We start from the raw sequence: 24,210 nt of genomic DNA, 5'->3' as shown, positions 1-24,210 counted from the left end.
AACCCTGCATCTCTTCTCCACTTCAGTATATACTGTGCAAAAACACAATAATGAGTAATGTCATGTCATTAATTGCAACTGGCACGCTAAACAAAATGCGTGCTTCTCTGGACGGTGCCGTCAACTACCGTCTTCCTGTCGGTGAGGAAGAGATCGACTTAACTCCGTTTCTGGGTAAAACGCTCACACTGACTCACACTGGCAATATTTTTTGTTGCTCATGTGGAAAGAAAACGAAAAAGAGTTATTCGCAAGGCCACTGTTTTGTATGCATGAAAAAGCTAGCAAGCTGCGACATGTGTATCATGAAGCCAGAGACCTGCCACTACGATCAAGGGACTTGTCGCGAACCACAATGGGGTGAAGAGAATTGCATGGTGGATCACTTTGTCTACCTGTCCAACACATCCAGCTTAAAAGTTGGTATTACTCGTCATACTCAAATCCCGACTCGTTGGATTGACCAAGGCGCGACTCAGGGCTTGCCAATTTTTAAAGTAAAAACTCGCCATATCTCCGGTTTAATTGAAGTTGAACTGGCGAAACATATCGCAGACAAGACCAATTGGCGCACACTGCTAAAAGGTGACGGTGAACCTATGGCATTGCAGGACCGTTTTGCTGAGCTATTGCCTTTAGTCGAAGAGAAAATTGCCGAGATAAAACAGCAATTCGGCGAAGATGCCATTGAAGTATTAAACGAAAGCATTACCGACCTTAGCTACCCGGTACAACAGCACCCAACGAAGATCACTTCGCATAACTTCGATAAAAACCCGGTTGTTACTGGCACTTTGCAAGGCATCAAAGGTCAATACCTCATCTTTGATACCGGCGTTATTAATGTAAGAAAATTCACTTCCTATGAAGTTGAAGTTAGTGAGTAATCGCTTGCAGAACGCGTTGATTCAAATAAAAATGAAAAAAGCTCGAGTTTGACTCGAGCTTTTGTTTTTCTATTAGGAAGAAATCGTTAGTTATGCGTCAAGGATGCTTTCTAGCACATCGAATAACATATCGACTTCTTCTATTGTGTTGTAATGCATACAACCAATTCGCACTACACCACCCGATTCTTCTAAACCAAGTTGACGAACTAAGCCCAACGCATAAAAGTGACCATTCCATACACAAATGTTATGTTCACCCAGTGTTTTCGCGATGAACTCTGGAGAATATCGGTCAAACGTTAGCGCAAAAGTTGGCGTGCGGAGTTGGCTATCTTCCTTTGCGATACCGAATAGATTGACACCATCTAATGCATTCAAACGCTGCAAGAAACGCTCACTCAAGCGCTGCTCATGTTGTTCATACAGTTGGTAGCTTTGCTCCAATCGTTGGCGAAGAGGTAAACCGACTTCACCAAATTGAGCCAGATACTCAACCGCAGAAACGACACCAGCAAGACCTTCAAAACTTTGCGTTCCTATTTCAAATCGACCAGGGCCTATATTAGTGGCAGGCTCGACTTTGTAAGGGCGAATACTGTGGAGCCACTGATCGGCTATGTAAGCAATACCAACGTGTGGTCCGAAAAACTTGTAAGCTGAGCAAGCTAAAAAGTCACAACCTAACGCTTGAACATCAACCAAATGATGAGGCGCATAATGGACGGCATCCACATAAACTTGTGCCCCAACATTGTGCGCCATGCTGACTACTTGCTGTACATCCACAATAGAGCCCGTCGTGTTCGATGCATAAGTCACAGCGACAAGGCGCGTTTTATCAGAAAGAAGGCGGCTTAAATGCTCCATATCCAGCGTACAATCTTCTTCGTTGATACGAACTTGATGAACCGTAACGCCTTTATCTTCTGCCGCTTGCTGCCAGCTGGATACATTTGAATAGTGATCCAAAGCGGAAACAATGATCTCATCTCCTGCTTGCCAATCTCGACTAATCGCGCGACTAAGCTGAAAGGTTAGTGAGGTCATATTGGCACCGAAGACAATATTGCCAGATGAAGGGGCATTAAGTAGAACCTGAGCCGACTCACGCGCATTTTGCATTACGTCAACGGTCACTTGGCTAGAAAAATAATGCCCGCCTAAGTTAGCGTTGAAACGACCTAAATACCCTACCATGCTGTCTAGTACTGATTGAGGCACTTGTGAGCCACCTGGACCATCAAAAAACGTCACGGGCTTGTCGTTGTGGTATTGAGCCAACGCCGGAAATTGCTCTCTGATCTGATTAAGATTGAAGTTCATTACGCTTATCCGTAGCAGTGAGTACAAATACATCCATATGGCCCGCTTCGTCATCAATAACAGAGCGGATTGGGCACGCGTTATGCCACAGCTTGCTATCAGCCAAGATTGCGACCTCTCCGGTTTCTAGCACTTTACGGAAAAATGGGGCTTGGTTATGGCTGCTGTACAGCATGATGTCGCCACCGATGATGTTATGGCGTCCCACACCAACCATTGCAATGTGATCAAAACCGTCTTGGTGCACACCTTCAGGTGCTACTTGGGTTTCTTCTTCCAGTGCCCTGATACGGATTTGGTGAATTTCTATTTCTTGACCGTTTGGCAGATGATTCGCATTGACAAACAATTCACACATTTCTCGAAAGCCATCGCTGGTAAGAATATCCTTCTCAATTGGCTCGAATTGTCTTACAACATCACCTTGAAATCGGTTGATATCAGAGGATTGAACAAAGCTATTTTTATTTAAGTCGATGACTTTGCCGTTATCAAAACCAACCACAGAATAACGTCGTAGTCGATACTGACCATCTGCATGTTCGGTACGAGGCAGTTCTTCAAACGATGGGGAAAGCTGCTCAATTGCTGCCATGCTGAGCTGTGTTAAATGTAGAGTATTCTCACGTGAATGTAACATCATTTGCTCCTTTAATGAGGCACATTAATTAACATTTAATTTACACACTAGGTTACGCAAATATTCTGCAATTACCAGCTTTTAACGTTGATAGCTTCAACAAAACGACAAAAACAACATAACAAACCAAATTAAACCACAAAAACAGAGTCATGTTTCAGTTTTACGCTTTGACAATATTTGAAACTAGACTTCTCTACTACGAATAGAATTTTATGCTAGAAGTCAACGTTCTCTATCAATATTTAGTGGGTTCTAATCTATAACCAATTATTCGATCACAATCGTTGTTTATGCTTTTAAAGCACTAAGAATTTCCATACAATCGAGGGAAATGTTACGCCCTTTTTGGAGCCATAATGAGCGACGTAAAACACTGTAAATTATTAATTCTTGGTTCTGGTCCTGCAGGATACACAGCTGCCGTCTACGCAGCGCGTGCAAACTTAAACCCTGTGCTTGTGACGGGAATGCAACAAGGTGGTCAGCTAACCACCACAACTGAAGTTGAAAACTGGCCAGGCGATGCTGAGGGACTGACAGGTCCAGCATTGATGGATCGCATGAAAGAACACGCCGAGCGTTTCGAAACTGAAATCGTATTTGATCACATCAATGAAGTAGAGCTATCACAACGCCCATTTCGTTTAAAAGGCGACTCAGGTGAGTACACTTGTGATGCCTTAATCATATCTACCGGCGCATCAGCAAAATACCTTGGCCTTGAGTCTGAAGAAGCATTTAAAGGTCGCGGCGTTTCTGCTTGTGCAACCTGTGACGGTTTCTTCTACCGTAATCAGAAAGTTGCAGTTGTGGGCGGTGGTAACACGGCTGTTGAAGAAGCGCTATACCTTTCTAACATTGCGTCAGAAGTTCACCTGATCCACCGCCGCGATTCATTCCGCGCAGAGAAGATCCTTGTGAAACGTCTGATGGATAAAGTTGAAAGCGGTAATATCGTTCTTCATACCGATCGCACTCTCGATGAAGTACTGGGAGACGATATGGGCGTAACGGGCGTCCGCATTAAAGACGTGAACAGCGGTGCGACAGAAGATATCGATGTAATGGGTGCATTCATCGCAATTGGCCACCAGCCAAACACACAAATCTTTGAAGGCCAAGTAGACATGAAAGATGGCTACATCATCGTTCAATCAGGTCTTGAAGGCAACGCAACACAAACTAGTATCGAAGGTGTATTTGCAGCTGGCGACGTAATGGACCACAACTACCGTCAAGCGATCACCTCTGCAGGTACAGGTTGTATGGCTGCATTAGATGCTGAACGTTTCTTAGACTCACTTGGTGACAAATAACTTTTCACATTTGTGTCATATCCTTAAAGCCCAGCGGTATTCCCGCTGGGTTTTCTTTTGTATACTACCGCCTCATTAAAACAATTATCATTAAGCCTTCACGATGGATAAGAAAAAGCAAAGCAGCTTGAATAAGTGGCTGAAGCAACAAAGTAAGTTAGCCAAGCGCTGGCTTATGATTGCGATAGGCCTAGGCGTACTTTCAAGCGTGTTTTTATTGGCTCAAGCAGCCCTGCTCGCCTCCATTCTGCACCAGTTAATCATTGACCAAGTCGACAAAGCCGACCTCATTTGGCATTTTGTTGGGCTCGGTGGCACGGTTATCGGTCGAGCTGCTTGTACCTGGGGTCGAGAGCTTGCCGGTTACCGTTGCGGGGAGCAAATTCGAGTTTATATTCGCCAACTCATTTTAGATAAAGTTCATAAACTTGGGCCAGCTTACATCAAAGGCAAACCTGCTGGCAGTTGGGCAACGCTCATCTTAGAGCAGGTAGAAGATATGCAAGATTTCTTCTCACGCTACTTGCCTCAAATGTCATTATCGGTACTAGTGCCTTTCATCATTTTGGTTGTCGTATTCCCAGTAAACTGGGCAGCAGGCTTGATCTTCCTGGTCACTGCACCACTAGTGCCTATTTTCATGGCACTGGTTGGGATGAAAGCCGCAGAAGCAAACCGTAAAAACTTTAAAGCAATGCAGCGTTTGTCGGGTCACTTTTATGACCGCTTGCAAGCAATGACGACCATTCGCTTATTCGATAGAACAAAATCTGAAACTGAAACTCTTAAGGGTGCTTCGGAAGTCTTTCGTACTCGTACCATGGACGTTCTGAAAATCGCGTTTCTATCTTCTGCGGTTTTAGAGTTTTTCACTTCCATTTCTATCGCAATTACCGCCGTCTACTTTGGCTTTAGTTATATCGGAGAGCTCGATTTCGGCTACTACGGCACTGGTGTTACGCTGTTTGCTGGTTTGTTCATTCTGATTCTTGCGCCAGAGTTTTATCAGCCATTACGTGATTTGGGCACTTTCTATCATGCGAAACAGCAAGCGGTTGGCGCAGCAGAAAGCATTGTCGAGTTTCTGGATTTAGAAGTCGATCAAGTCAAAGATGGCACCCAAGCGTTAGATAAGAGTAGTCCCATCCATATTGAAGCGGACGAGTTAACCATTTTTAGTCCGGAAGGTAAGCAGCTCGCAGGTCCCCTATCCTTCTCTCTTGAAGCCAACAAAAGTACGGCTTTAGTTGGACCAAGTGGCGCAGGTAAAACAAGCTTGGTCAACACCATCCTCGGTTTCATGCCTTATCAAGGTAGCTTGAAGATTAATGGTTGTGAATTGTCACAACTGGATCTAGCCACATGGCGAGAGGCCGTAAGCTGGATTGGTCAAAACCCGATGCTATTACATGGCAGCATTCGAGATAACGTCACGTTAGGCAAACACAACATTCAAGATGCCGACGTTCATTCTGTTTTGAATGACTCTCATGCTGCTGAATTTGTTGAAATGCATGGGTTGGATTACCCGATATCTGACCGCTCTGGTGGTTTATCTGTCGGCCAAGCCCAGCGTTTAGCGTTGGCTCGCGCTATGCTACAAAATGGTCGTTTTTGGTTATTAGATGAACCGACCGCAAGCTTAGATGCTCGTAGTGAAAAACTCGTCATGGAAGGCATTAACAAGTACGCACATGCCACAACGAATTTGATGATTACTCACCAGTTGGCACCTTTACAAAGCGTATCGCAAATTCTTGTTATGCAGGACGGCCAGATTGTTCAACGTGGTGATTACGACACACTGTCGACAGAAGATGGCTTATTTAAAGACATGTTGGAAGCGAACCTCGCACAACGTGAAACAGACAAGGGGAACTTAGATGCGTGATTTACTCCCTTATCTAAAACTCTATAAGAAACATTGGTTTGGTCTTTCTCTAGGTATGCTATTGGCATTTCTGACCTTAGCTGCATCTATTGGCTTATTAACGCTATCGGGTTGGTTTATTTCAGCCGCAGCGGTGGCAGGCTTGACGGTTGCTCGTGAAACCTTCAACTACATGTTACCAGGTGCCGGGGTACGCGGCGCTGCAATGGCTCGAACCGCAGGTCGATGGGGAGAACGTGTCGTTAGCCACAATGCAACGTTCAAGTTACTTACCGATCTACGTATCTTCTTCTTTAAGAAACTTGCACCACTGATTCCGGGTAGTGTCTCTACGATGCGTGATGCTGATCTGCTCAACCGCCTAGTGGCGGACGTAGATGCGATGGATCACGTTTATCTTCGACTTATCAGCCCTGTCGTGATTGGTATTTTTGGGATACTAAGTTTAACGGCTGTCCTGGCATTTTTTGACTGGCATCTCGCCCTGCTGCTTGGTTCGATTCTTACCGTCATGTTGTTTGTATGGCCGGTGCTGTTCTATAAACTGGGTAAAAACAATGGCGAGAACCTCACTCATCATAAAGCGCAGTTGCGAGTGGCGACTCTGGACTGGCTTCAAGGCTACAGCGAACTGAGTATCTTTGGAGCAGAAGAGCGTTATCGCAATCTCATTCTAGAGAAGCAAAAGCAGCTTTTGTCTAATCAGTTTGTGAACGCGAATTTAACGGGCATGGCTTCAAGCCTGCTTATGCTTGTGAACGGTCTTACACTGGTTGTGATGCTTTGGTTTGCTGCAGACGGCGTAGGAGGTCGTGCTCCTGATCCTTGGATTGCGTTGTTTGCATTTGCAACGATGGCAAGTTTTGAAATTTTGATGCCTATTGCGGGCGCGTTCCAGTACCTGGGTCAAACGTTGACTTCTGCTCGTCGTTTAAATGAAGTAATTTTGGCTGAACCTGACGTTGTCTTCCCTGAGCAATCAAAATATAAAGACACAACGTTAGACATTGAATTCGACAACATTGACTTCACTTACCCTGACGGTCAGCAAAAGGTGCTGAAAGACTTGTCACTCTCACTACCGTTGGGCACTAAAACAGCAATTGTAGGTCAAACAGGTTCAGGTAAATCAACACTAATTCAGCTTCTTTGTCGCTACTGGGATGTTAACCAAGGTGAAGTTCGAATCGGTGGTACAAGACTGCAAGATTGGAGCGAGTCTGACCTGCGAGAAGCAATGACAGTGGTCAGTCAACGCGTTGATGTACTGAATGGAACACTGCGTGACAACTTACTTATGGCAGCTCCAGAAGCAAGTGATGAGCGACTGTCTGAGATTCTTCAAAAAGTCGAACTTGGTGGCCTTCTTGAAGCTCCAGGGTTAGACGCTTGGTTAGGCGACGGTGGTCGTCAGTTATCTGGTGGAGAGAAACGCCGAATCGGTATCGCTCGCGCATTGCTACGTGATGCGCCAATCCTACTCTTGGATGAACCAACTGAAGGTCTCGATAAGCGTACGGAACAGAAAGTGATGGCGCTTTTCAATGAGCACTTTGCTAATAAGACAGTGGTATTCATTACACACCGACTTATAGAATTAGAAAGCATGGATAGCATCTGTTTGATGGAACAAGGTGAGATCATCGAGCAAGGCGATCATCCAACGCTACTCGCTCAGAAAGGTCGTTACTACCAGCTATTACAGTCTCTATAATTCGATATTCAGTGACGAGAAGGGCTCATCAAACGATGAGCCCTTTTGTTATTCCTGTATTGTTAATTGCCTAGTTAAGTACGTATACAGAGCTGATTTACCGACCTGATTTTTTGAGATAAGCCGCCATTTCATCTTCCGGAACCATCCCTCCACCTGTTGCCCAAACAAGATGCGTTGCGTTTCTGAGTTTTTCTTCGTCAAATTGCATTCGAGACTGATAAGCATGATTATACGAGACGTGCACTACCCCAACCATACCTGCTAATGCAGAAGGCTCTAGATTAATGCCTTCTAGTTCACTTAACTCACCCAAGTGGTGATACATACGAGCATCATCAATGGTGTAAAAGCCATCAATTAGCCTTTCCATCGCTCTACCGACAAAGCCCGACGCACGCCCTACTGCCAATCCATCAGCAGCGGTCATGTTGTCGATACCCAAATCTTGTACCGCAATCTCGTCATGCAAGCCGGTATGTACGCCCAACAACATGCACGGAGAGTGCGTTGGCTCTGCGAAAATACAATGAACATGATCACCAAACGCGACTTTCAAACCAAATGCCACGCCACCTGGCCCACCGCCAACACCACAGGGTAGATAAACAAAGAGCGGATGATGCTCATCAACCACGATTCCCAAGTCATCAAACTGCTGCTTTAGACGCTCACCCGCAACAGAGTAACCTAGAAACAACGTCTGCGAGTTTTCATCATCAATAAAGAAGCAGTTAGGGTCTTGCTCAGCTTCTTTACGACCTTGCTCAACGGCAACACCATAGTCTTGCTGGTACTCCACCACTTTGACGCCATGTGACCGGAGCTTATTTTTCTTCCACTCCCGCGCATCAGAAGACATGTGAACCGAGACTGAAAAACCAAGCTTTGCACTCATGATGCCAATGGACATACCGAGGTTACCCGTTGACCCAACCGCAATACTGTACTGCTTAAAAAACTGCCGAAACTCATTGCTGAACAATTTGCTGTAATCATCGGTTTCGCAGAGTAAGCCAGCTTCAAACGCCAACTTTTCTGCATGGGTCAGCACTTCATAAATGCCACCTCTCGCTTTGATAGAACCAGAAATTGGCAGATGACTGTCTTTTTTGAGCATTAAACGGCCCAATATTGGCGTGTCGTATTGCTGCTCCAAACGCACTTTCATCTTAGGAACATCCACCACAGAAGACTCAATGATGCCATGCGAAGCTTCCGTTTCGGGAAACGCTTTCATCAAATAAGGCGCAAATCGTGCTAGCCGTTCACTCGCAGCTTGAATATCTTTCTCATCTAGCCCCACATAGGGCAAACCTTCTGCTAAAGAGGTTATGTTTGGGTTAAACCAGCAAACCTCCTTAAGATCGATAAGTGGCGCCAAGAGTGGGAACTGCTTGATCAGCGCTTCAATATTCGCCTTGGTCATTTTACCTTCCTGGAGTGATGTGAGTTGAGATAAACAAAAGCGCCGCAATTGCGACGCTTTAATGAATAACAGTGAATTTGATTTTATGCGTAGTTTTTCTCAAACTCTTGCATAAAATCGACTAACGCTTGTACACCTTCTAGCGGCATGGCGTTATAAATGGAAGCTCGCATACCACCAACGGCTCGGTGCCCTTTTAGTGATTTCAGCCCTTTGGCATCGGCTAGTTCAAGGAAGGTTGCATCCAGTTCAGGTTTCGCAAGTTGGAATGGCACATTCATCAAAGAACGGTTTGCTGAGTGCACGCCATTACGGTAGAAATCAGACTGATCGATGTAATCATACAGTAGTGCGGCTTTAGCGCGGTTCACTTGCTCGATCGCTTTTACCCCACCCTGCGCCTTCAACCATTTGAAAACTAGGCCAGACAGGTACCATGCAAAGGTTGGTGGCGTGTTGAACATTGATTCTTTCTCAGCCAGAACAGTGTAATCCAAGATACTTGGCAGTACCTGCTTCGCCATACCTAACAAGTCGTCGCGCACGATAGCGATAGCAATGCCTGAAGGACCAATGTTTTTCTGAGCGCCCGCATAAATCACACCGTATTTCGATACATCAATCTCACGAGAAAGAATCGTCGAAGACATGTCAGCGACGATTGGCTTGTCAGTGACAGGAAGATCGTTAATCTCGATACCGTCAATGGTTTCGTTTGGACAGAAATGCACGTAAGCCGCTTCTGGAGCAATTTTCCATTCGTTTGCAGGTAGAACGGCTACTTTTCCGTTGATTTCTGTTTTTGCATCAAATACGTCTGGTTCGCAGTATTTCTTCGCTTCAGCTACCGCACTTTCAGCCCAATAACCGCCGTCGATGTAAGTTGCCGTCTCGACATCACCAAGTAAGTTTAGAGGAACAGCAGCAAATTGAGCACGAGCACCACCTTGGCAGAACAGCACTTTATAGTTGTCCGGAATATTCAGAAGATCACGTAAATCTTGCTCGGCTTCTTCTGCAACTTTGATGAACTCTTTGCTTCGGTGGCTGATTTCCATGACCGAAGTACCAAGGCCTTGCCAATCGATTAGTTCCTGTTGTGCTTGCTGCATAACTGCTTTAGGCAGACCTGCTGGCCCTGCACTGAAGTTAAATACGTTGTCCGTATTTTGTTCCATGATGCTCATTGCTCCTGCTATGTAAATATTACGAAATTAATATCACGTTTTCGCAGCGATAAAAACAAGAAAAGAGGTCTTACGACCTCTTTTTAAAGACTAAGCGTTAAATTGGATTAATTCCGCAACAATACTTGGCTACTGTTGTTGCATCAAGGCAGGCATAAGTAGCGCCACTAATGGGAACTCATGTCCATTTTCGAACTTCAATTTGCCTTCACCGATTTCTGCTTTGAGTTGATAACCGCCCTCTACTTTCTCGATCAACTCCATGATGAGCAGCTCATCAATTCCTTCTTGAATAAATGGGTAGTGCGTCACTAATTCGTCAGAGAAGTAAGTGCTGAGCTCACCAGTAGTCGCCGTCATCAACTTCATTGGGTCTTGAGTAATGTGGTCAGTACCTTCAGGAATGGATAATTGCCACTCGTTATGGAACTTACCGTCACCAAACGCAAGTGAAAGCTCATTCACGGATAAATCAAAGCCTTTGCTAAACAGCGTGTCAACATGCGGCAATAAGCTCGCAATTTCCTGCTCGTCTAACATTGGAGAGCTTTGATAGATAGACATAATTTGGTCAAATGACTGGCTATCCACATCTGCAATTGAGAAATCCAACTTAAAGTTATCGACATCCGTACCATCAGTTAAACGCAGTTTCTTAGCATCTAGGTTCAGCTGACTGTTCAGCTTATCACCAGACTCATTCATCGTAGTGTTGCCGCGGTAACTTGCATTCTCAATCAAAAAGACAGGCGTTAAGTTCGAATCAACCACATCCAGCTTCTCTAGAGAAAAAGATTGCTCACCCAGCCAATAGCCTTTTGCTTGCTTACCTTTACCCTGACCTGTCAATGCATTCAGATGAAGCTCTTCACCGTTTTCAAAATCCACTTGAACAGAAGGAACAGAAACTTGGTAATTGAGATCACCCAATACCGTCACATCCCCTGTCACTTTTGCAGGGCTTGTAGAAACAGAAACACCTTGCGCTTCGTTACGATAATGCCAACTGTCTAGGTCAAGGGTGAATGCCGTATTGCCATTTAGTTGAGTCTGACTATGCATCGTGAGAGGCAAAAAGTCATTGTCCACCAATTTTGAATCTGCTGTTAGGCTTGTTAGACCGTGGCTTACATCACTGGTTACGTCAAACGTCGTTGGCATACCATCACGCTCTAGCTGCGTTTTAAGCTCAGTATCAACAACTGAATAACGAGTCAGCACGACTGAAGACAAATAGCCACGCTGATACTCAACCACCTCGCCTTTAATCATTTCATCATTCATATTGGTAATACCATCTTCAATGATGGACTGACCAATTTGTCCGACAGCCAATGGCCAACACAGCGCTAATGAGATAGCACCACCAATGGCGCCGATTTTTTTAAGATTTTGCATAACGTCACTTATCAGGTATTTTCGGTCAGTCTACCCCAAACCACCTGCGGAGAAAACATTGAGACAAATCAGACTATTGATGCTTATTCTAGTCCATTAATCAGGAATCATACTTGGCTCCCACTCATCATGTCCTTTTATTGTTAAAGTTTGCGTGGCGAAGTTTTAACCGGAGCTAAAACATCTGTGAATCGTTATGCTGTGTTGTGTCTCGACAACAACCCAATCAGTGCTGAACAGTTTCGATTGGAGCTGTCTGCCTTCTCAAGTAAGTTTGATATTTTTTCTGTCGAATCGATAGAAGAGGCTCAAAGCGCTTTAGAGTATCTAGAGGAAAGAGAGCAGACTGTTGCTTTAGTTATAGCGAGCCATCACGCTCATTTTAATGGCGTGGATTTTCTTATTGGTTTAGACCGGATGCCGCATACCGAGCAAGCAAGAAAAATTCTTATTAGCTGCTCTTCTGATATAGAGGCAATTCTCACTGCCGTTAATGAGGGCAGGCTCGACCACTGCCTCACTAAACCTTTGCCAGATCACGTCTTATTTAACACAGTGCAAAAAGAGCTGACCCAATTTATATTGCGAAACGGTAAAGAAGACCTGCTAAGTTACAGTCAGATATTGGATCATCACAGCTTGTTGCGAGCGCACATCAATAATCAGATGAGCCATTATCAAGCGGGCTTTTTACACGACTACCACTCGATGTCTGATGCCGAGTTAGCCGAGCAAGTGATCTCCGCTCTCCAGCAGTTTTTCAAAGATAACGACGAAACAAGAGCGTGCCGTACATACTCACCTGAACACTTATTAACCGTGGAAGGCGAGCCAAATAGCTTTTTGTGGTTTATTACCGATGGTGAAGTGGCTCTGTACAAGCGCGATGAACAAGGCATGCAGCGAGAGGTTGTACGCCATAACAAAGGTAATATTGTCGGAGGCATGTCGTTTGTTACTGGGGAATGTTCTTTCTCGACAGCCCTAACGCTGACAAAAACAGAGGTCATCAAACTCGATCGCAACGTATTCAATAAAGTGATGCAAAGCGACTCAAACTTGCTGCCTCTTTTTACAAACTTGCTTTTACGCCACTTCAACCGCCGATTACAAAGAAGCATCAACACCAAGCTGCAACTTCAAAAAACGCTCGAATCGCTGGAGTCTGCCCACCAGCAACTCATTGAAAGAGAAAAAATGGCGATGCTCGGCCAGTTGGTTGCGGGCGTGGCGCATGAACTAAATAATCCGATAGCAGCGATATTGAGGGGCGTAGAGAATTTAACGCATACGCTTGCACGATTACTTAACGAAGTACCCAGTTCCGATATACAAATCAAAGGCATTGAGTTACTGAGCAAAGCTCAAACCGCAAAACCCGCTTCAACCGCAGAGCTCAGATCACGCGTTAAAGCACTTAATCATGCCCTTCCAGACCGAACACTGGCTAAGAAAGTGGTGAACCTTGGGCTAGAGTCAGATCACGAGTTACTCACTCAACTAACGAAAAAACAGCAAGTGTCTTCTCATGTTCTCGATACTCTTGAGCAATACCACAAAGCAGGTTCCACTCTTCGCTCGATTAACGTCTGTGCTGCGCGAATTGCAGATATGGTGAAAAGCCTTAAAGGTTACGCACGCTCAGATGATGAGACCCAGCACTATGCTGATATTCATGAAGGTATTGAAGATACCTTGGTGATCTTCGAAAACAAACTAAAAATGCATCAGGTTTCCACTGATTATGCGGATTTACCTCCTATCCTTTGTCAACCAATCGCACTCCAACAGGTATGGACGAATTTGGTCTCTAACGCCATTGATGCATTTCCGGAAAAAGGCGTTTTAAAAATACAAACACGTCTTGCAGAAAAAGATCATACACATTACGCCGTTATCTCGTTTGAAGATAATGGGTGTGGCATTCCTGAATCGCAAAGAGATGCCATTTTCGAGCTCAACTTCACGACGAAAAAAGAAGGCAACTTTGGTTTAGGCATTGGGCTGTCCATCTGCCAGCAAATCGTGACAGCACATAAGGGATGGATTGACGTCGAATCAGAGCTCGACAAGTTCACACGAATGACAGTCTGGTTACCAGTCATCGAAAAAGGAGATGAAATATGACCAAGTATTTAATTTTATGTGTCGATGACGAACGAGAAGTCTTGGATAGCGTACTCCAGGATCTCGCTCCCTTTGAGGAACATTTTATTGTCGAGGGAGCGGAATCAGTCACTGAAGCAAGGCAAGTGATCGAGGAGATGGCGGAAGAGGAAGTTCAGCTTGCGCTCATTTTATGCGACCACATTATGCCGGAGCAAACTGGGATTAGCTTCTTAATCGAACTCAGTCAAAATGGTGACACAAAAGCGGCCCGCAAAGTCTTACTTACAGGACAAGCCGGCTTAGAAGACACCGTTGAGGCCGTCAATAACGCAAGTCTGGACTATTACATAGCCAAACCATGGAGAGGTGAAGAGTTGAGAAAAGCAATCGTGTCTCAGCTTACTGCTTTTATGATTGCAAATGATGATAACTTATTATCTTGGACTCAAGTCCTTGATTCTGAGGCGATCCTCAATGCCATGGCTGAACGCAGAGCAAGCTTCGGCGAGTAATATGCGTGGCTCTAGCTTGAATGTCACCAAAGCCAGCTGATCCACGTTATTTCGCGCAATAGCGCGAGTATGGAAAAGCATCACTATTTATCCGATTGATGCTCTTAGACGTTATGTATATGGCGTAGTTTTTGCTTAAACCAACTAACTATTAAGTTAATTGACAAAACATCGACACATTTTTGTTGGTCGTGGACCTTCCTTTTTATTATGATGTCGGACAAATCAGATTACGGTTCAAGTGGTTACTTGAATCCATGGAAATAATGAACAAGGTTTATCGTTAGTTATGCGTAAAACACTATTAGCCGCTGCCTTACTAGTGGCATCAAGCCATGCCCTAGCCGCAAACGACCGCAATGCGCCAGCAACTATGAGCAACTTTAGCTACGACTATTTCGAAGCACGTATTGGCGCAAGTCCTGTGACATTTGGTGCTGGATTCAGCAAATCAATTCACCCTAACGCACATGTTATTGCTCGTATCGACTCTGAGTTTGAAAGTGATTTTGACTCAGCCGCTGGTTTTGGCTTTCATTCGCCACTAAACAACTGGGCTGACCTTACAGGTGAAATGCTAATGCGCGTTGTACAACCTTCAAGCGATAGCAGCACTGACGTAGGTATGGAACTGAACTTAGGTGTTCGTCAATGGTTAGGTCCTCAATTAGAAGTAGGCGGCAAAGTCGGCTACGTATCTATTGATAACGATGACGACTGGACCGGTGCAGCATACGCTCGTTTCCACTCAACTGAGCTTTTCTCTCTAGGTGCTGAAGCGCGTATCAACGACTTTTATGGTGATCAGGTAATGTTCACCACGCGTTTTAAGTTTTAAGATTTGTGCTTTAAGAAAAGAGCAAATTAAAAAACAAAAACCGAGGCCCATGCCTCGGTTTTTTTGTCTAATCTAATGACTAACTCAATGAAGTGGTCAAAAACTTCAATGTCCTTTTTCCGCTTTCAACACTTGCCTTTACGACCCGCTAACTCCATCAAAACGAGTCAATCATCGTGTGTTTAGCTTGCTTACTCACACAGCGCCAATAACTGCTTTTTACGCGGCTCTTGAATCAGTTTCCAATGAACACCGTCAGTTGCACCAGCGAATTTCCAAAGCAACTTAACATCAACGTCATTGCCATAAGCCACTTTAACTTTGTTGAAGACTTTTACAGGTCCAAGTTCTAAAAAGGTTTCTACGTCATCAACACCTGCTTTCTTGACCATTCGCTCAAGAGTTAACTGCATATTTGGCAGATCTCTCAAACGTCTACTGGCAGAAGACTTTTGATATTTTCGTTCCTTAATTGAGTATTCAATTGATTTTTGTACCAGTTCATCGAGCCCTGCATATCCGGATTCAAATAAATCTGTTACGTCATAATAATTTACGGTTGCCGTCGTCTGTTTTTTGACGTGCTTATATTTTTCGCAATTCAGTTGAGTAAACACTTCGTCCAATCCATTACCACCACGTAAGTAGCAGCAATCATTGCTGACAAGCGCAAACATAGCATCATCGGTGAATAAACCGATACCACCGAACATAGAACGTTTTTGATACTCACTAAAGTTGCGTACATATTTAAAAAAAGCTTGGTCTGTCATGTCCATTGACCTCTTTAATCTGAATAAATTACCCCGATTAGCGATGTCACCAGATAAACAGCAGCTTATAGCGAATTATAAATGTCGATTTGTTGGCGATATTTTTGTGAGTTGTGCTCACCAACTTGCTTAATCATACTTAACGTTGAAAAATAAGTTAGGACATAGGTCACATATAAAAAAGTATATATTCGGCATACGTGATTAGTTTCACACTTATTATTCATGTGGTGATATTTTTTTGACGCACGGCATGCCCAAAACACGCCATCATTATGATCTCGCTGGCAATTACGAGCACGTGATACGCATTTAATTGATAAAGAATACGCTGTAAGGGTACACTGTACGAAAGATCTCAAGTACAGCGTCACAATGGAACATTTATCATTTTTTTGGCTGCCAAATAATAAAGATAAGCTTATAAACGCACTGGAATCCGAGTTTGCTCAGCTGGTAGAACAGTCCATCTCAACGGGTAAGATTTCATTACCCCCTATTCCTGATGTCGTGCTTAAAATTCAGCAGTTATGTGTCGAAGAACACACCACTATTTCAGATGTTGCTAACTGTTTGTTAGAAGATCCCGGCTTGGCGGCGGTCGTTCTGCGAGTAGCAAACTCTGTAATTTTCAATCGCAGAAACATTACCTGCAACGACTTAACTACCGCGGTATCTCGCCTTGGTATACTGCGCGTGCGTGATATTGTTACCGCACAAGCGATTGAACAACTTAAACATTCAGTAAATTTAACCAAAGAATGTAATGCCATCTTGGTGAAAAGTGCAGCGGTATCCCGAGAACTCGGTGCCGTCATGGTGATATTGGTTCAATCGTTTCGTAAACACGAGCCAGGTACTTATGGGCACTTGGAGCAAGAAAAAGCATTGCTGGTTGGTCTGCTAGCCGATATCGGTTTGTTTTGTCTAATTAACGAGTACCACCTTTACTTAGATAGAGGCAATTACCTAGATCCTGAAATTGCGTTGCAAATCTTCCAAACTCGTTGTTCAGCAACAAGCAAGCTGGTGCTCGAGCGCTGGGGATTTGACAATGACTTTAGAGAGGTCTCCTCAAACGAGAAGTACGAGCAAACGCGACCGGAAGTAAGTTATTTAGACATTGCAAGAATCGCGCATCACCTATTGATGTTCCGCAATCATGATGAACGCATTGATGAACACGAAGTTGAATTCAACTTAACAGGTGCAGAGGTCTTGTATGAACTCAGCAATATGAGTGATACTGACTTCAATGACCAAATACGTGCAGTGCTAAGTGCTAGCGGCTTGTAATTTATCGTTTTCTCACACCTAATTCGCGATAAACGATTCGCTCAAGGCTGAGCAGCGTTTGGTATTTGGTGAAATATCTCTCTAATTTCAACCGATAAATAATTTGATTTATGTGTGTTGGTATTATCTCAAAAAAGGAATCATAGAGCTTTATGTTCTCAGGGATGCTATTTATTTTCGCTCCACTTGTTGTGGGGTATCTAATTCCTATATCTCGAGCCTCGTTACTGGAGAAGATCAATCAATCAACGTCCTACCTTATTTACGTCATTTTGTCGTTGATGGGACTTAGCCTAGCAGCGCTCGATAACTTAAGTAGCAACTTACAGAGTATTCTCCTCTATGCGAGTACTTTCTTTTTATGTTTAAGTACCTGTAATCTGTTGGCGCTGCCTATTATCGATAGGTTTATTCCTCTCCAGACCAATCAGAATCAAAAGAAGCTGCCGCTATCCTCGATGGCTTTAGAATCAGTAAAGCTGATTGTTGTCGTTGGTGGCGGGCTAGTAGTTGGTCTGCTGTTACCCATCGATTTAAGTTGGGTGGATACAGCGAGCGAATGGATACTCTTCCTGCTCCTATTTTTTATTGGTATTCAGCTTCGCAATAGTGGTCTTACTCTTCGCCAAATTCTATTAAATAAACAGGGTATGGCCATTGCGGCAGTTGTGATCGCAACATGTATGCTTGGTGGCGTTATTGCAGCGATACTTTTGGACCTTCCTATCTATCAAGCCCTCGCGATGGCTTCAGGCTTTGGCTGGTATTCACTCGCAGGAATTTTGATGGGAGACGCTTTTGGCCCCGTGTTTGGGGGGGCATCTTTCCTGATCGAATTGATGAGAGAGCTGGTCGCGCTGGTAGCCATTCCTCTCTTTATTCGTAGCTATCCGTGCACAGCAATTGGTTATGCAGGGGCAACAGCAATGGACTTTACCCTACCTGTTATTCAGACTACAGGTGGTGTGCGTTGTGTCCCAGTTGCCATCGTTAGTGGGTTTATTTTGAGTTTACTGGTACCAGTTATGATGCTTTTCTTTGTATCACTTGCTAGCTAGATCTCAGGTTTTCGCTTTAACATCCATTACAATACGGCAAAAATTCAAATACCCAGTTAACGTCAAAGTGATCAAGATTTTGGCAATAATCCGCTTTCTTTTTATCAATTAGCCCAATGATTTATCACGACTAAAGAGAAAGAAGGGTGAAACATCAACTTATGTGCCTTGCGTTAATAAAGGGATAACAACCAGAAGGAAGAAGAATGAAACGCTTTGTCGTTGCAGCGCTCCTCGCTACAAGCTCAACTTTTACGTTTGCCGCAGATCAACAATGTCTTGCAAGCAAATACGACGGCTATGTTGATGCCTCACTACAGTGGTATCAAGATCTTGTTGATTTGACGGTTACCCAGTATCCAGATCTAAAAGAAGTTAGCCAGTGGTTCTTGGACGGCCGTAAACATCACTTTGAATTAAACCGTGAAGCGGTTCACTATTTTCTAGAGAACGATCCTAGCCGTGTTGCAACAGAACAGCCAATCGAAGCATGGCTAAAATTGGAACAACACGACGTTAAGCAGCTAGCAAGCCGAAGTGATAAGTTAGGTGAAGTCGCAAAACAAACGTTTAGTGACCGTCAATCGACTAACCATCCAAAAAACTACGAACTCCGTTCAGCATTCGCCGACCTGCTTAGCCATCCACAACAAATTGATACCGCGCTTAATAAGTACAATCAGTCAATAGAGAAGATTGAAAAGCAGAAGTGTGATTAATTAATCGTTGAGGATGCTCGAAAACGCCGAGTGTTTTAACACATTAAAATCAACGATTTTTTAATGCGAAGATTGTAGCCCTCACCTAAAATTTTCATTTCAGCAACATGGGTTTCAACAATTAAAACGGGACTTTGCGCCCGTTTTAGTTTAGATTGTGCCGCTCGCATTACCAAAATAACTACAAAGATTCTTTGCTATGGTTAAGGAACAAAAAACCGCTGACGTTAGCTTTGAGAGCTTGCTAAAGATCTTCACTGTCCCAGAAGGTCCTGACTCAACGTTAACCAAAATTGACGAGAGCCTCTCGCGAAATCTAAATCAATTTCTTCGTGAACACATCGTGGCAGAAGAAAAGCCTTTACGCGAAATCGAAAAAGACTTTTCTTCTGCTCAGATTCCTGAGCAGCCAGAGTTCGTGTCAGATCATACAGAACACTTACTCGACACTTTGGTGTCGCACTCCGTTCACACTTCTTCACCAAGCTTCATTGGTCATATGACATCGGCGCTGCCTTATTTCTTGATGCCACTGTCAAAGATCATGATCGCCTTAAACCAAAACCTGGTAAAGATAGAGACTTCTAAAGCCTTTACCCCGCTTGAACGTCAAGTTTTGGGCATGCTACATCGCTTGATCTATGGTCAGAGCGATACGTTTTACGATCAGTGGATGCATAGCGCAAACCACTCATTGGGCGCATTTTGCTCCGGCGGTACCATTGCCAATATCACTGCACTTTGGGTAGCACGTAACAAGGCGTTAAGAGCCAATGGTTCATTTAAAGGCGTTGAGAAAGAAGGCCTATTTAAAGCCATGAAGCATTATGGCTACGATGGCTTAGCGGTATTGGTGTCTGAGCGTGGTCACTACTCCCTTAAGAAAGCAGCCGATGTACTAGGTTTAGGTCAAGAAGGCTTGGTTGCGGTTAAAACGGATGCCAACAACCGTATTATTGTCGACGACCTTAAAGCGAAAATTGTTGAACTAGAGAAACAAAACATCAAGTCTATTGCTGTTATTGGTGTAGCTGGTACAACAGAGACAGGTAATGTCGACCCGCTACCTGAAATCGCAGAAGTCTGCCAAGCTCACGGTTGTCATTTTCATGTGGATGCCGCATGGGGTGGCGCAACACTTATGTCTAATCACCACCGTCACCTTCTTAACGGTGTGGAAATGGCAGACTCAGTAACCATTGATGCGCACAAGCAACTCTACATCCCGATGGGCGCTGGTATGGTTCTGTTCAAAGACCCTGACGCAATGAAATCCATAGAGCATCACGCTCAATATATCTTGCGTAAAGGCTCAAAAGACCTAGGCAGTCATACATTAGAAGGCTCTCGTTCAGGCATGGCAATGTTGGTCTATGCCGCAATGCACATCATCAGCCGCCCTGGCTATGAGCTGCTGATAGACCAAAGCATTGAAAAAGCTCGCTACTTTGCGGATTTAATCAAGCAGCAAGATGATTTCGAGTTGGTTTCTGAACCAGAGCTTTGTCTGCTCACATACCGCTACTTGCCGCCATTCATCCGTGAGGCATTAGCAAAAGCGGAAGGTTCACAAAAAGAACAACTGAATGAACTGATTAATGAATTAACACAGTTTATTCAAAAGCGTCAGCGCGAAACGGGCAAATCGTTTGTTTCACGTACAAGACTGAACCCAGACCAATGGCAGCGCATGAACACGATTGTGTTCCGAGTGGTTTTGGCTAATCCGCTGACGACCAAAGAGATTTTGAGTTCGGTGCTTGATGAACAGCGTGAAATCGCCAAGCAAGCACCAAATTTGATGGAAAGAATTCAGCAGGTGGTCACTAATATCCAATCGTCTTAATGGCCCGAGAGAGTTACATCAATTTGAAATTTTTTTTCGTTTTGATGTAACTCAAACATCATTCTCGTGCGACTGGCGCAACAAAACATCGATTACACATCCAATTCTGTAGTTTTTACAACATTTTGTTTGAGGCCTGTCAAATTCTCACTAAATAGTATCCGTTATTGGTTTAGACTGATTGAAGATCAGGTTTATACTGATTCTATGGCGCTGGTTGTTTTCGTTAACGCCCCACTCTACTCTGGAATCTTCGTGTTTCCTTTCGTTAACAGAGCCAGCGAGTTGTTCTCTATACCCTCGTGAACACTATGAATACATTAGAAAAAATTCAAAAAAACCTGGAGAATTTCAGTAAGTCAGAGCGCAAAGTTGCGGAAGTAATTATGGCGTCTCCACAAACTGCAATTCATTCAAGCATTGCAACGTTGGCTAAAATGGCTGATGTTAGTGAGCCCACTGTAAACCGCTTCTGTCGTCGTCTGGACACCAAGGGCTTTCCAGATTTTAAGCTTCACTTGGCACAGAGCCTAGCCAACGGTACCCCTTACGTTAACCGTAACGTGGAAGAAGACGATGGCCCAGACGCGTACACCCATAAGATTTTTGAATCGACCATGGCGTGTTTAGATGTCGCGAAAAACAGCCTAGATCCAATGCAAGTGAACCGTGCGGTCGATTTGCTAACGCAAGCGAAGCGCATTTCATTCTTTGGCCTTGGTGCTTCATCCTCTGTAGCCCGAGACGCACAAAACAAGTTTATTCGCTTTAACATTCCAATTACTTGTTTTGAAGACATTGTCATGCAGCGCATGAGTTGTATTAACTGCAGTGATAATGATGTTGTGGTTCTTATTTCTCACACAGGTCGAACGAAGAGTCAGGTCGAAATAGCAAACCTTGCTCGTGAAAACGGCGCGACGGTCATTGCGATTACAGCAAAGGACTCACCGCTAGAAAAGGCAAGTTCACTCGCTATTACGCTTGATATTCCTGAAGATACCGACGTCTATATGCCAATGGCGAGTCGAGTTGTACAGATGACGGTGATTGATGTACTTGCAACTGGCTTCACACTTCGCCGTGGTACAGGTTTCCGTGAGAACCTAAAACGCGTAAAAGATGCGTTGAAAGACAGTCGCTATGACAAGCTAAGTCAGTACTAAGTCCTGCTGTTTAGTGAAAGATTTAATAAAGGGGAGCTCTACGCTCCCCTTTTTTCAATGTGCTTTAGATCAATACATCAACCCAAGTCGTTCACACTCGATAAGTCCGTTCTTGATTCAAGCACTTCTACAGAGCTCACGTGTTGTGTGCTCTCTGCCACACACTCTCCACTGCAATCACAGACTTGCTGCAATATGTATATCAAACGTTCCTGATTAAGGGGTAGCGGGTTGCCTTTGATCGCCATCGACTTAAGCGCATCGTTCGCCACTTGTTCAAAAGAAGTTTGGCATACTCCGAATTGGCCAAGTAACGGCAACGCTAACTTATCTAACACCATATTTACCCAAAGAACCCCATCGTGCTCATTCGCGTTCGCACGATCGGTAACCAGTTGGGCAAGTTTACGATAACGATTTATCACATCATTCCTACCAGCGAGCTTCGCGGCGTTAATATTTTCCTGCATCACGTGCGGTGCAAGACGCGCCGTGATCACGCTGTGGGGAGCATCTAACTTACCTCCTAACGCCGACGCAAGCCCATGCGCAGCACCTAATTTGGCATTAGTAATGGCCATGCCACCGAGCAACGCAGCGAATGATAAATCCGAGCGAGCCTTATGATTATCTTGCTTACAAGCAGCAATCACTGAACGGCTTAAACGACGAAGTCCCTCTTCGCACACCATATCTGTAAGAGGGTTTGGCTCACCACACACATACGCTTCCATCAAATGAGTGAACGCATCCATCGCGCCACGCCCGGATGTGTATTGATCGGTTCCATAAGTGAGCGTCGGATCCACAATGGCAACGTCTGCCAGCATATCAGGGCTTCGAAGACTCACTTTCACTTTATCTTGTCCAGACTTCAACACCGCATTTCGAGTCACCTCTGAGCCCGTGCTTGATGTCGTAGGAATTGCAATAAAATGAAGAGGTTTTGCCTTTAATGGTACGTTTCTTCCTACCACTTCGACGTAATCGTAAACATTGCCTTGATTAGGAATAATAGCGGCTAGGGCTTTACCCATATCGATGACACTGCCACCGCCAATAGCAATCACCATATCAGGCTGGAATTTTCTACCGAGTACCGCGGTCTCTTCTACCATTGTGATATAAGGTTCGCCATTGATTGCTACGTGTTGGTAACGCATATTTTGAGCTTTAAGGTAGTTAATGATGGGCGTGGCTCGTTGGGTGTCCTTCCCAGTTACCAGCAAAACACTGTAGCCAAATTGGTTGATAACGGATAATGAAGACTGAAGTGCACCTTCACCAAATATAATCCTTGTTGCAGTCATAAACTGAAACATACACATCCTCCCAAAATAATATACCCAAATAACCTCTTGCCCTCTGATTTAACACTTATGTAAGAGTTGAAGTCATTTGCGTATAGCCAGAGTAGATTGCTATGTTTTTGAATAAAAAAAATTGACCAATTCCACCTTGCCATCATTAACCCCTTAAAATGTATGTTTTTTATGCGTCACTTCACATACTTTAGAGCCATAGAATAAGGGAGCGCGTTTAGTTTTTATTCGATAGATTTCACCTATAGAACCAAGAGGTAATTGCCGCTTTATTTCCGTATCTGGATCGGGCATAGTTACTGCAACAAAAGAGAGCGCACTCAGCCGCTATGTTTTGTACGCTTTCAAAAAAGAATAGATTTAGGAGAAATAAGATTATGTTCGTTGTTATCTTTGGTCGCCCTGCATGTCCTTTCTGTGTTCGTGCAAAAGAACACGCAGAAACGCTAAAAGCGAAGCGTGACGACTTCAACTACCGTTACGTTGATATCCATGCTGAAGGCATTTCTAAAGCAGATCTTGAGAAAACAGTTGGTAAACCAGTTGAAACTGTTCCTCAAATCTTTATCGACCAAGAGCACATCGGTGGCTGCGACGAGTTCGAAGCATACGCGAAAGAGCACCTAGGTCTATTTGACGAATAATAAAGACAGTTTTTAAGAAAGCCGCTTCATGCGGCTTTTTTATTATTTTTCAGTTGGTTATTACCTTACGTCAACTAATGGTAAAACCTAAAAAAATTCACTTATCTTTTTGCTATATTTAGTTACAATTCGCAAT

General features: G+C 44.1%; 20 protein-coding genes. 13 read left to right on the top strand and 7 right to left on the bottom strand.

The annotated features are described in order from the left end of the window. Positions 1-62 precede the first annotated feature (62 nt). Complete coding sequence (locus NDJ01_RS11980) at positions 63-887, top strand: DUF2797 domain-containing protein (RefSeq protein WP_005377984.1); 825 nt, start codon at positions 63-65, stop codon at positions 885-887. Between the two features lie 90 nt (positions 888-977). Here the strand turns inward: NDJ01_RS11980 and NDJ01_RS11975 are convergent, their stop codons facing one another. Next, the gene (locus NDJ01_RS11975) at positions 978-2,213 is read right to left on the bottom strand and encodes a cysteine desulfurase-like protein (RefSeq protein ID WP_047100724.1); all 1,236 of its coding nucleotides are present in this window, start codon (positions 2,211-2,213) and stop codon (positions 978-980) included. Beyond that, positions 2,197-2,853, bottom strand: a complete 657-nt coding sequence (locus tag NDJ01_RS11970; protein WP_005377989.1) for a 2OG-Fe dioxygenase family protein — start codon at positions 2,851-2,853, stop codon at positions 2,197-2,199. The genes NDJ01_RS11975 and NDJ01_RS11970 overlap by 17 nt, the downstream gene beginning before the upstream one ends. A 359-nt stretch (positions 2,854-3,212) precedes the next feature. Between NDJ01_RS11970 and trxB the strand changes: the two genes are divergently transcribed. The 3 genes from trxB (at position 3,213) to NDJ01_RS11955 (ending at position 7,777) form a co-directional block, all read left to right on the top strand. Continuing rightward, entirely contained in the window at positions 3,213-4,172 is a 960-nt protein-coding gene (gene trxB / locus NDJ01_RS11965; protein ID WP_005377991.1) for a thioredoxin-disulfide reductase, read from the top strand. A gap of 103 nt (positions 4,173-4,275) precedes the next feature. Continuing rightward, positions 4,276-6,063: a heme ABC transporter permease/ATP-binding protein CydD gene (locus NDJ01_RS11960; RefSeq protein ID WP_046874822.1), complete on the top strand. Its 1,788-nt coding sequence runs from the start codon at positions 4,276-4,278 to the stop codon at positions 6,061-6,063. Next, complete coding sequence (locus tag NDJ01_RS11955; protein ID WP_258586742.1) at positions 6,056-7,777, top strand: heme ABC transporter ATP-binding protein/permease CydC; 1,722 nt, start codon at positions 6,056-6,058, stop codon at positions 7,775-7,777. Before NDJ01_RS11960 ends, NDJ01_RS11955 begins: the two co-directional genes overlap by 8 nt. A gap of 97 nt (positions 7,778-7,874) precedes the next feature. On the opposite strand, the gene NDJ01_RS11950 is transcribed toward NDJ01_RS11955, so the two are convergent. The 3 genes from NDJ01_RS11950 to NDJ01_RS11940 form a co-directional block, all read right to left on the bottom strand. After that, positions 7,875-9,206, bottom strand: coding sequence for a D-serine ammonia-lyase (locus NDJ01_RS11950; RefSeq protein WP_258586741.1), 1,332 nt, complete (start codon positions 9,204-9,206; stop codon positions 7,875-7,877). Positions 9,207-9,289: 83 nt separating this feature from the next. Further along, on the bottom strand, positions 9,290-10,384 hold the full coding sequence (gene serC, locus NDJ01_RS11945; RefSeq protein ID WP_258586740.1) for a 3-phosphoserine/phosphohydroxythreonine transaminase: 1,095 nt from the start codon (positions 10,382-10,384) through the stop codon (positions 9,290-9,292). A 138-nt stretch (positions 10,385-10,522) separates the two neighbouring features. Then, the gene (locus NDJ01_RS11940) at positions 10,523-11,791 is read right to left on the bottom strand and encodes a DUF945 family protein (RefSeq protein WP_170891332.1); all 1,269 of its coding nucleotides are present in this window, start codon (positions 11,789-11,791) and stop codon (positions 10,523-10,525) included. Positions 11,792-11,977: 186 nt separating this feature from the next. Between NDJ01_RS11940 and NDJ01_RS11935 the strand changes: the two genes are divergently transcribed. The 3 genes from NDJ01_RS11935 to NDJ01_RS11925 all read left to right on the top strand — a co-directional run bounded on the left by NDJ01_RS11935 (position 11,978) and on the right by NDJ01_RS11925 (position 15,250). Continuing rightward, positions 11,978-13,918 carry an ATP-binding protein gene (locus NDJ01_RS11935; RefSeq protein ID WP_053807505.1) on the top strand — a complete coding sequence of 647 codons (1,941 nt, stop codon included), beginning with the start codon at positions 11,978-11,980 and terminating at the stop codon, positions 13,916-13,918. Then, positions 13,915-14,412, top strand: coding sequence for a response regulator (locus NDJ01_RS11930; RefSeq protein ID WP_012841921.1), 498 nt, complete (start codon positions 13,915-13,917; stop codon positions 14,410-14,412). Before NDJ01_RS11935 ends, NDJ01_RS11930 begins: the two co-directional genes overlap by 4 nt. 289 nt (positions 14,413-14,701) lie before the next feature. Further along, a complete protein-coding gene (locus tag NDJ01_RS11925) occupies positions 14,702-15,250 on the top strand; it encodes a hypothetical protein (protein ID WP_005393208.1) in 549 nt (182 codons plus the stop codon). A gap of 191 nt (positions 15,251-15,441) precedes the next feature. On the opposite strand, the gene NDJ01_RS11920 is transcribed toward NDJ01_RS11925, so the two are convergent. After that, on the bottom strand, positions 15,442-16,029 hold the full coding sequence (locus NDJ01_RS11920; RefSeq protein WP_005393210.1) for a TfoX/Sxy family DNA transformation protein: 588 nt from the start codon (positions 16,027-16,029) through the stop codon (positions 15,442-15,444). Between the two features lie 369 nt (positions 16,030-16,398). On the opposite strand from NDJ01_RS11920, the gene NDJ01_RS11915 reads away from it, so the two are divergent. From NDJ01_RS11915 to NDJ01_RS11895, 5 genes are all read left to right on the top strand, one after another. Further along, positions 16,399-17,319 carry an HDOD domain-containing protein gene (locus NDJ01_RS11915; RefSeq protein ID WP_048626253.1) on the top strand — a complete coding sequence of 307 codons (921 nt, stop codon included), beginning with the start codon at positions 16,399-16,401 and terminating at the stop codon, positions 17,317-17,319. Positions 17,320-17,471: 152 nt separating this feature from the next. Further along, positions 17,472-18,377 carry a lysine exporter LysO family protein gene (locus NDJ01_RS11910; RefSeq protein ID WP_145474200.1) on the top strand — a complete coding sequence of 302 codons (906 nt, stop codon included), beginning with the start codon at positions 17,472-17,474 and terminating at the stop codon, positions 18,375-18,377. 206 nt (positions 18,378-18,583) lie between these two features. Further along, positions 18,584-19,096: a hypothetical protein gene (locus NDJ01_RS11905; RefSeq protein ID WP_012841922.1), complete on the top strand. Its 513-nt coding sequence runs from the start codon at positions 18,584-18,586 to the stop codon at positions 19,094-19,096. Positions 19,097-19,295: 199 nt separating this feature from the next. Then, the gene (panP, locus tag NDJ01_RS11900) at positions 19,296-20,942 is read left to right on the top strand and encodes a pyridoxal-dependent aspartate 1-decarboxylase PanP (RefSeq protein ID WP_145474202.1); all 1,647 of its coding nucleotides are present in this window, start codon (positions 19,296-19,298) and stop codon (positions 20,940-20,942) included. Positions 20,943-21,253: 311 nt separating this feature from the next. Then, the gene (locus NDJ01_RS11895; protein ID WP_005378021.1) at positions 21,254-22,108 is read left to right on the top strand and encodes a MurR/RpiR family transcriptional regulator; all 855 of its coding nucleotides are present in this window, start codon (positions 21,254-21,256) and stop codon (positions 22,106-22,108) included. Positions 22,109-22,185: 77 nt separating this feature from the next. Here the strand turns inward: NDJ01_RS11895 and NDJ01_RS11890 are convergent, their stop codons facing one another. Continuing rightward, positions 22,186-23,430, bottom strand: a complete 1,245-nt coding sequence (locus NDJ01_RS11890; protein ID WP_145474204.1) for an iron-containing alcohol dehydrogenase — start codon at positions 23,428-23,430, stop codon at positions 22,186-22,188. 377 nt (positions 23,431-23,807) lie between these two features. Here NDJ01_RS11890 and NDJ01_RS11885 point away from each other — a divergent pair, with 377 nt between their 5' ends. Continuing rightward, entirely contained in the window at positions 23,808-24,074 is a 267-nt protein-coding gene (locus tag NDJ01_RS11885) for a GrxA family glutaredoxin (protein WP_005378026.1), read from the top strand. Positions 24,075-24,210: the final 136 nt, after the last annotated feature.

It is taken from the genome of Vibrio sp. HS-50-1, assembly GCF_024747315.1.
In the GTDB taxonomy this organism is placed as follows: Bacteria; Pseudomonadota; Gammaproteobacteria; order Enterobacterales; family Vibrionaceae; genus Vibrio; species Vibrio diabolicus.
The sequence above is the reverse complement of the archived record's forward strand: the minus strand, read 5'-3'. Positions and strand labels throughout refer to the sequence as shown.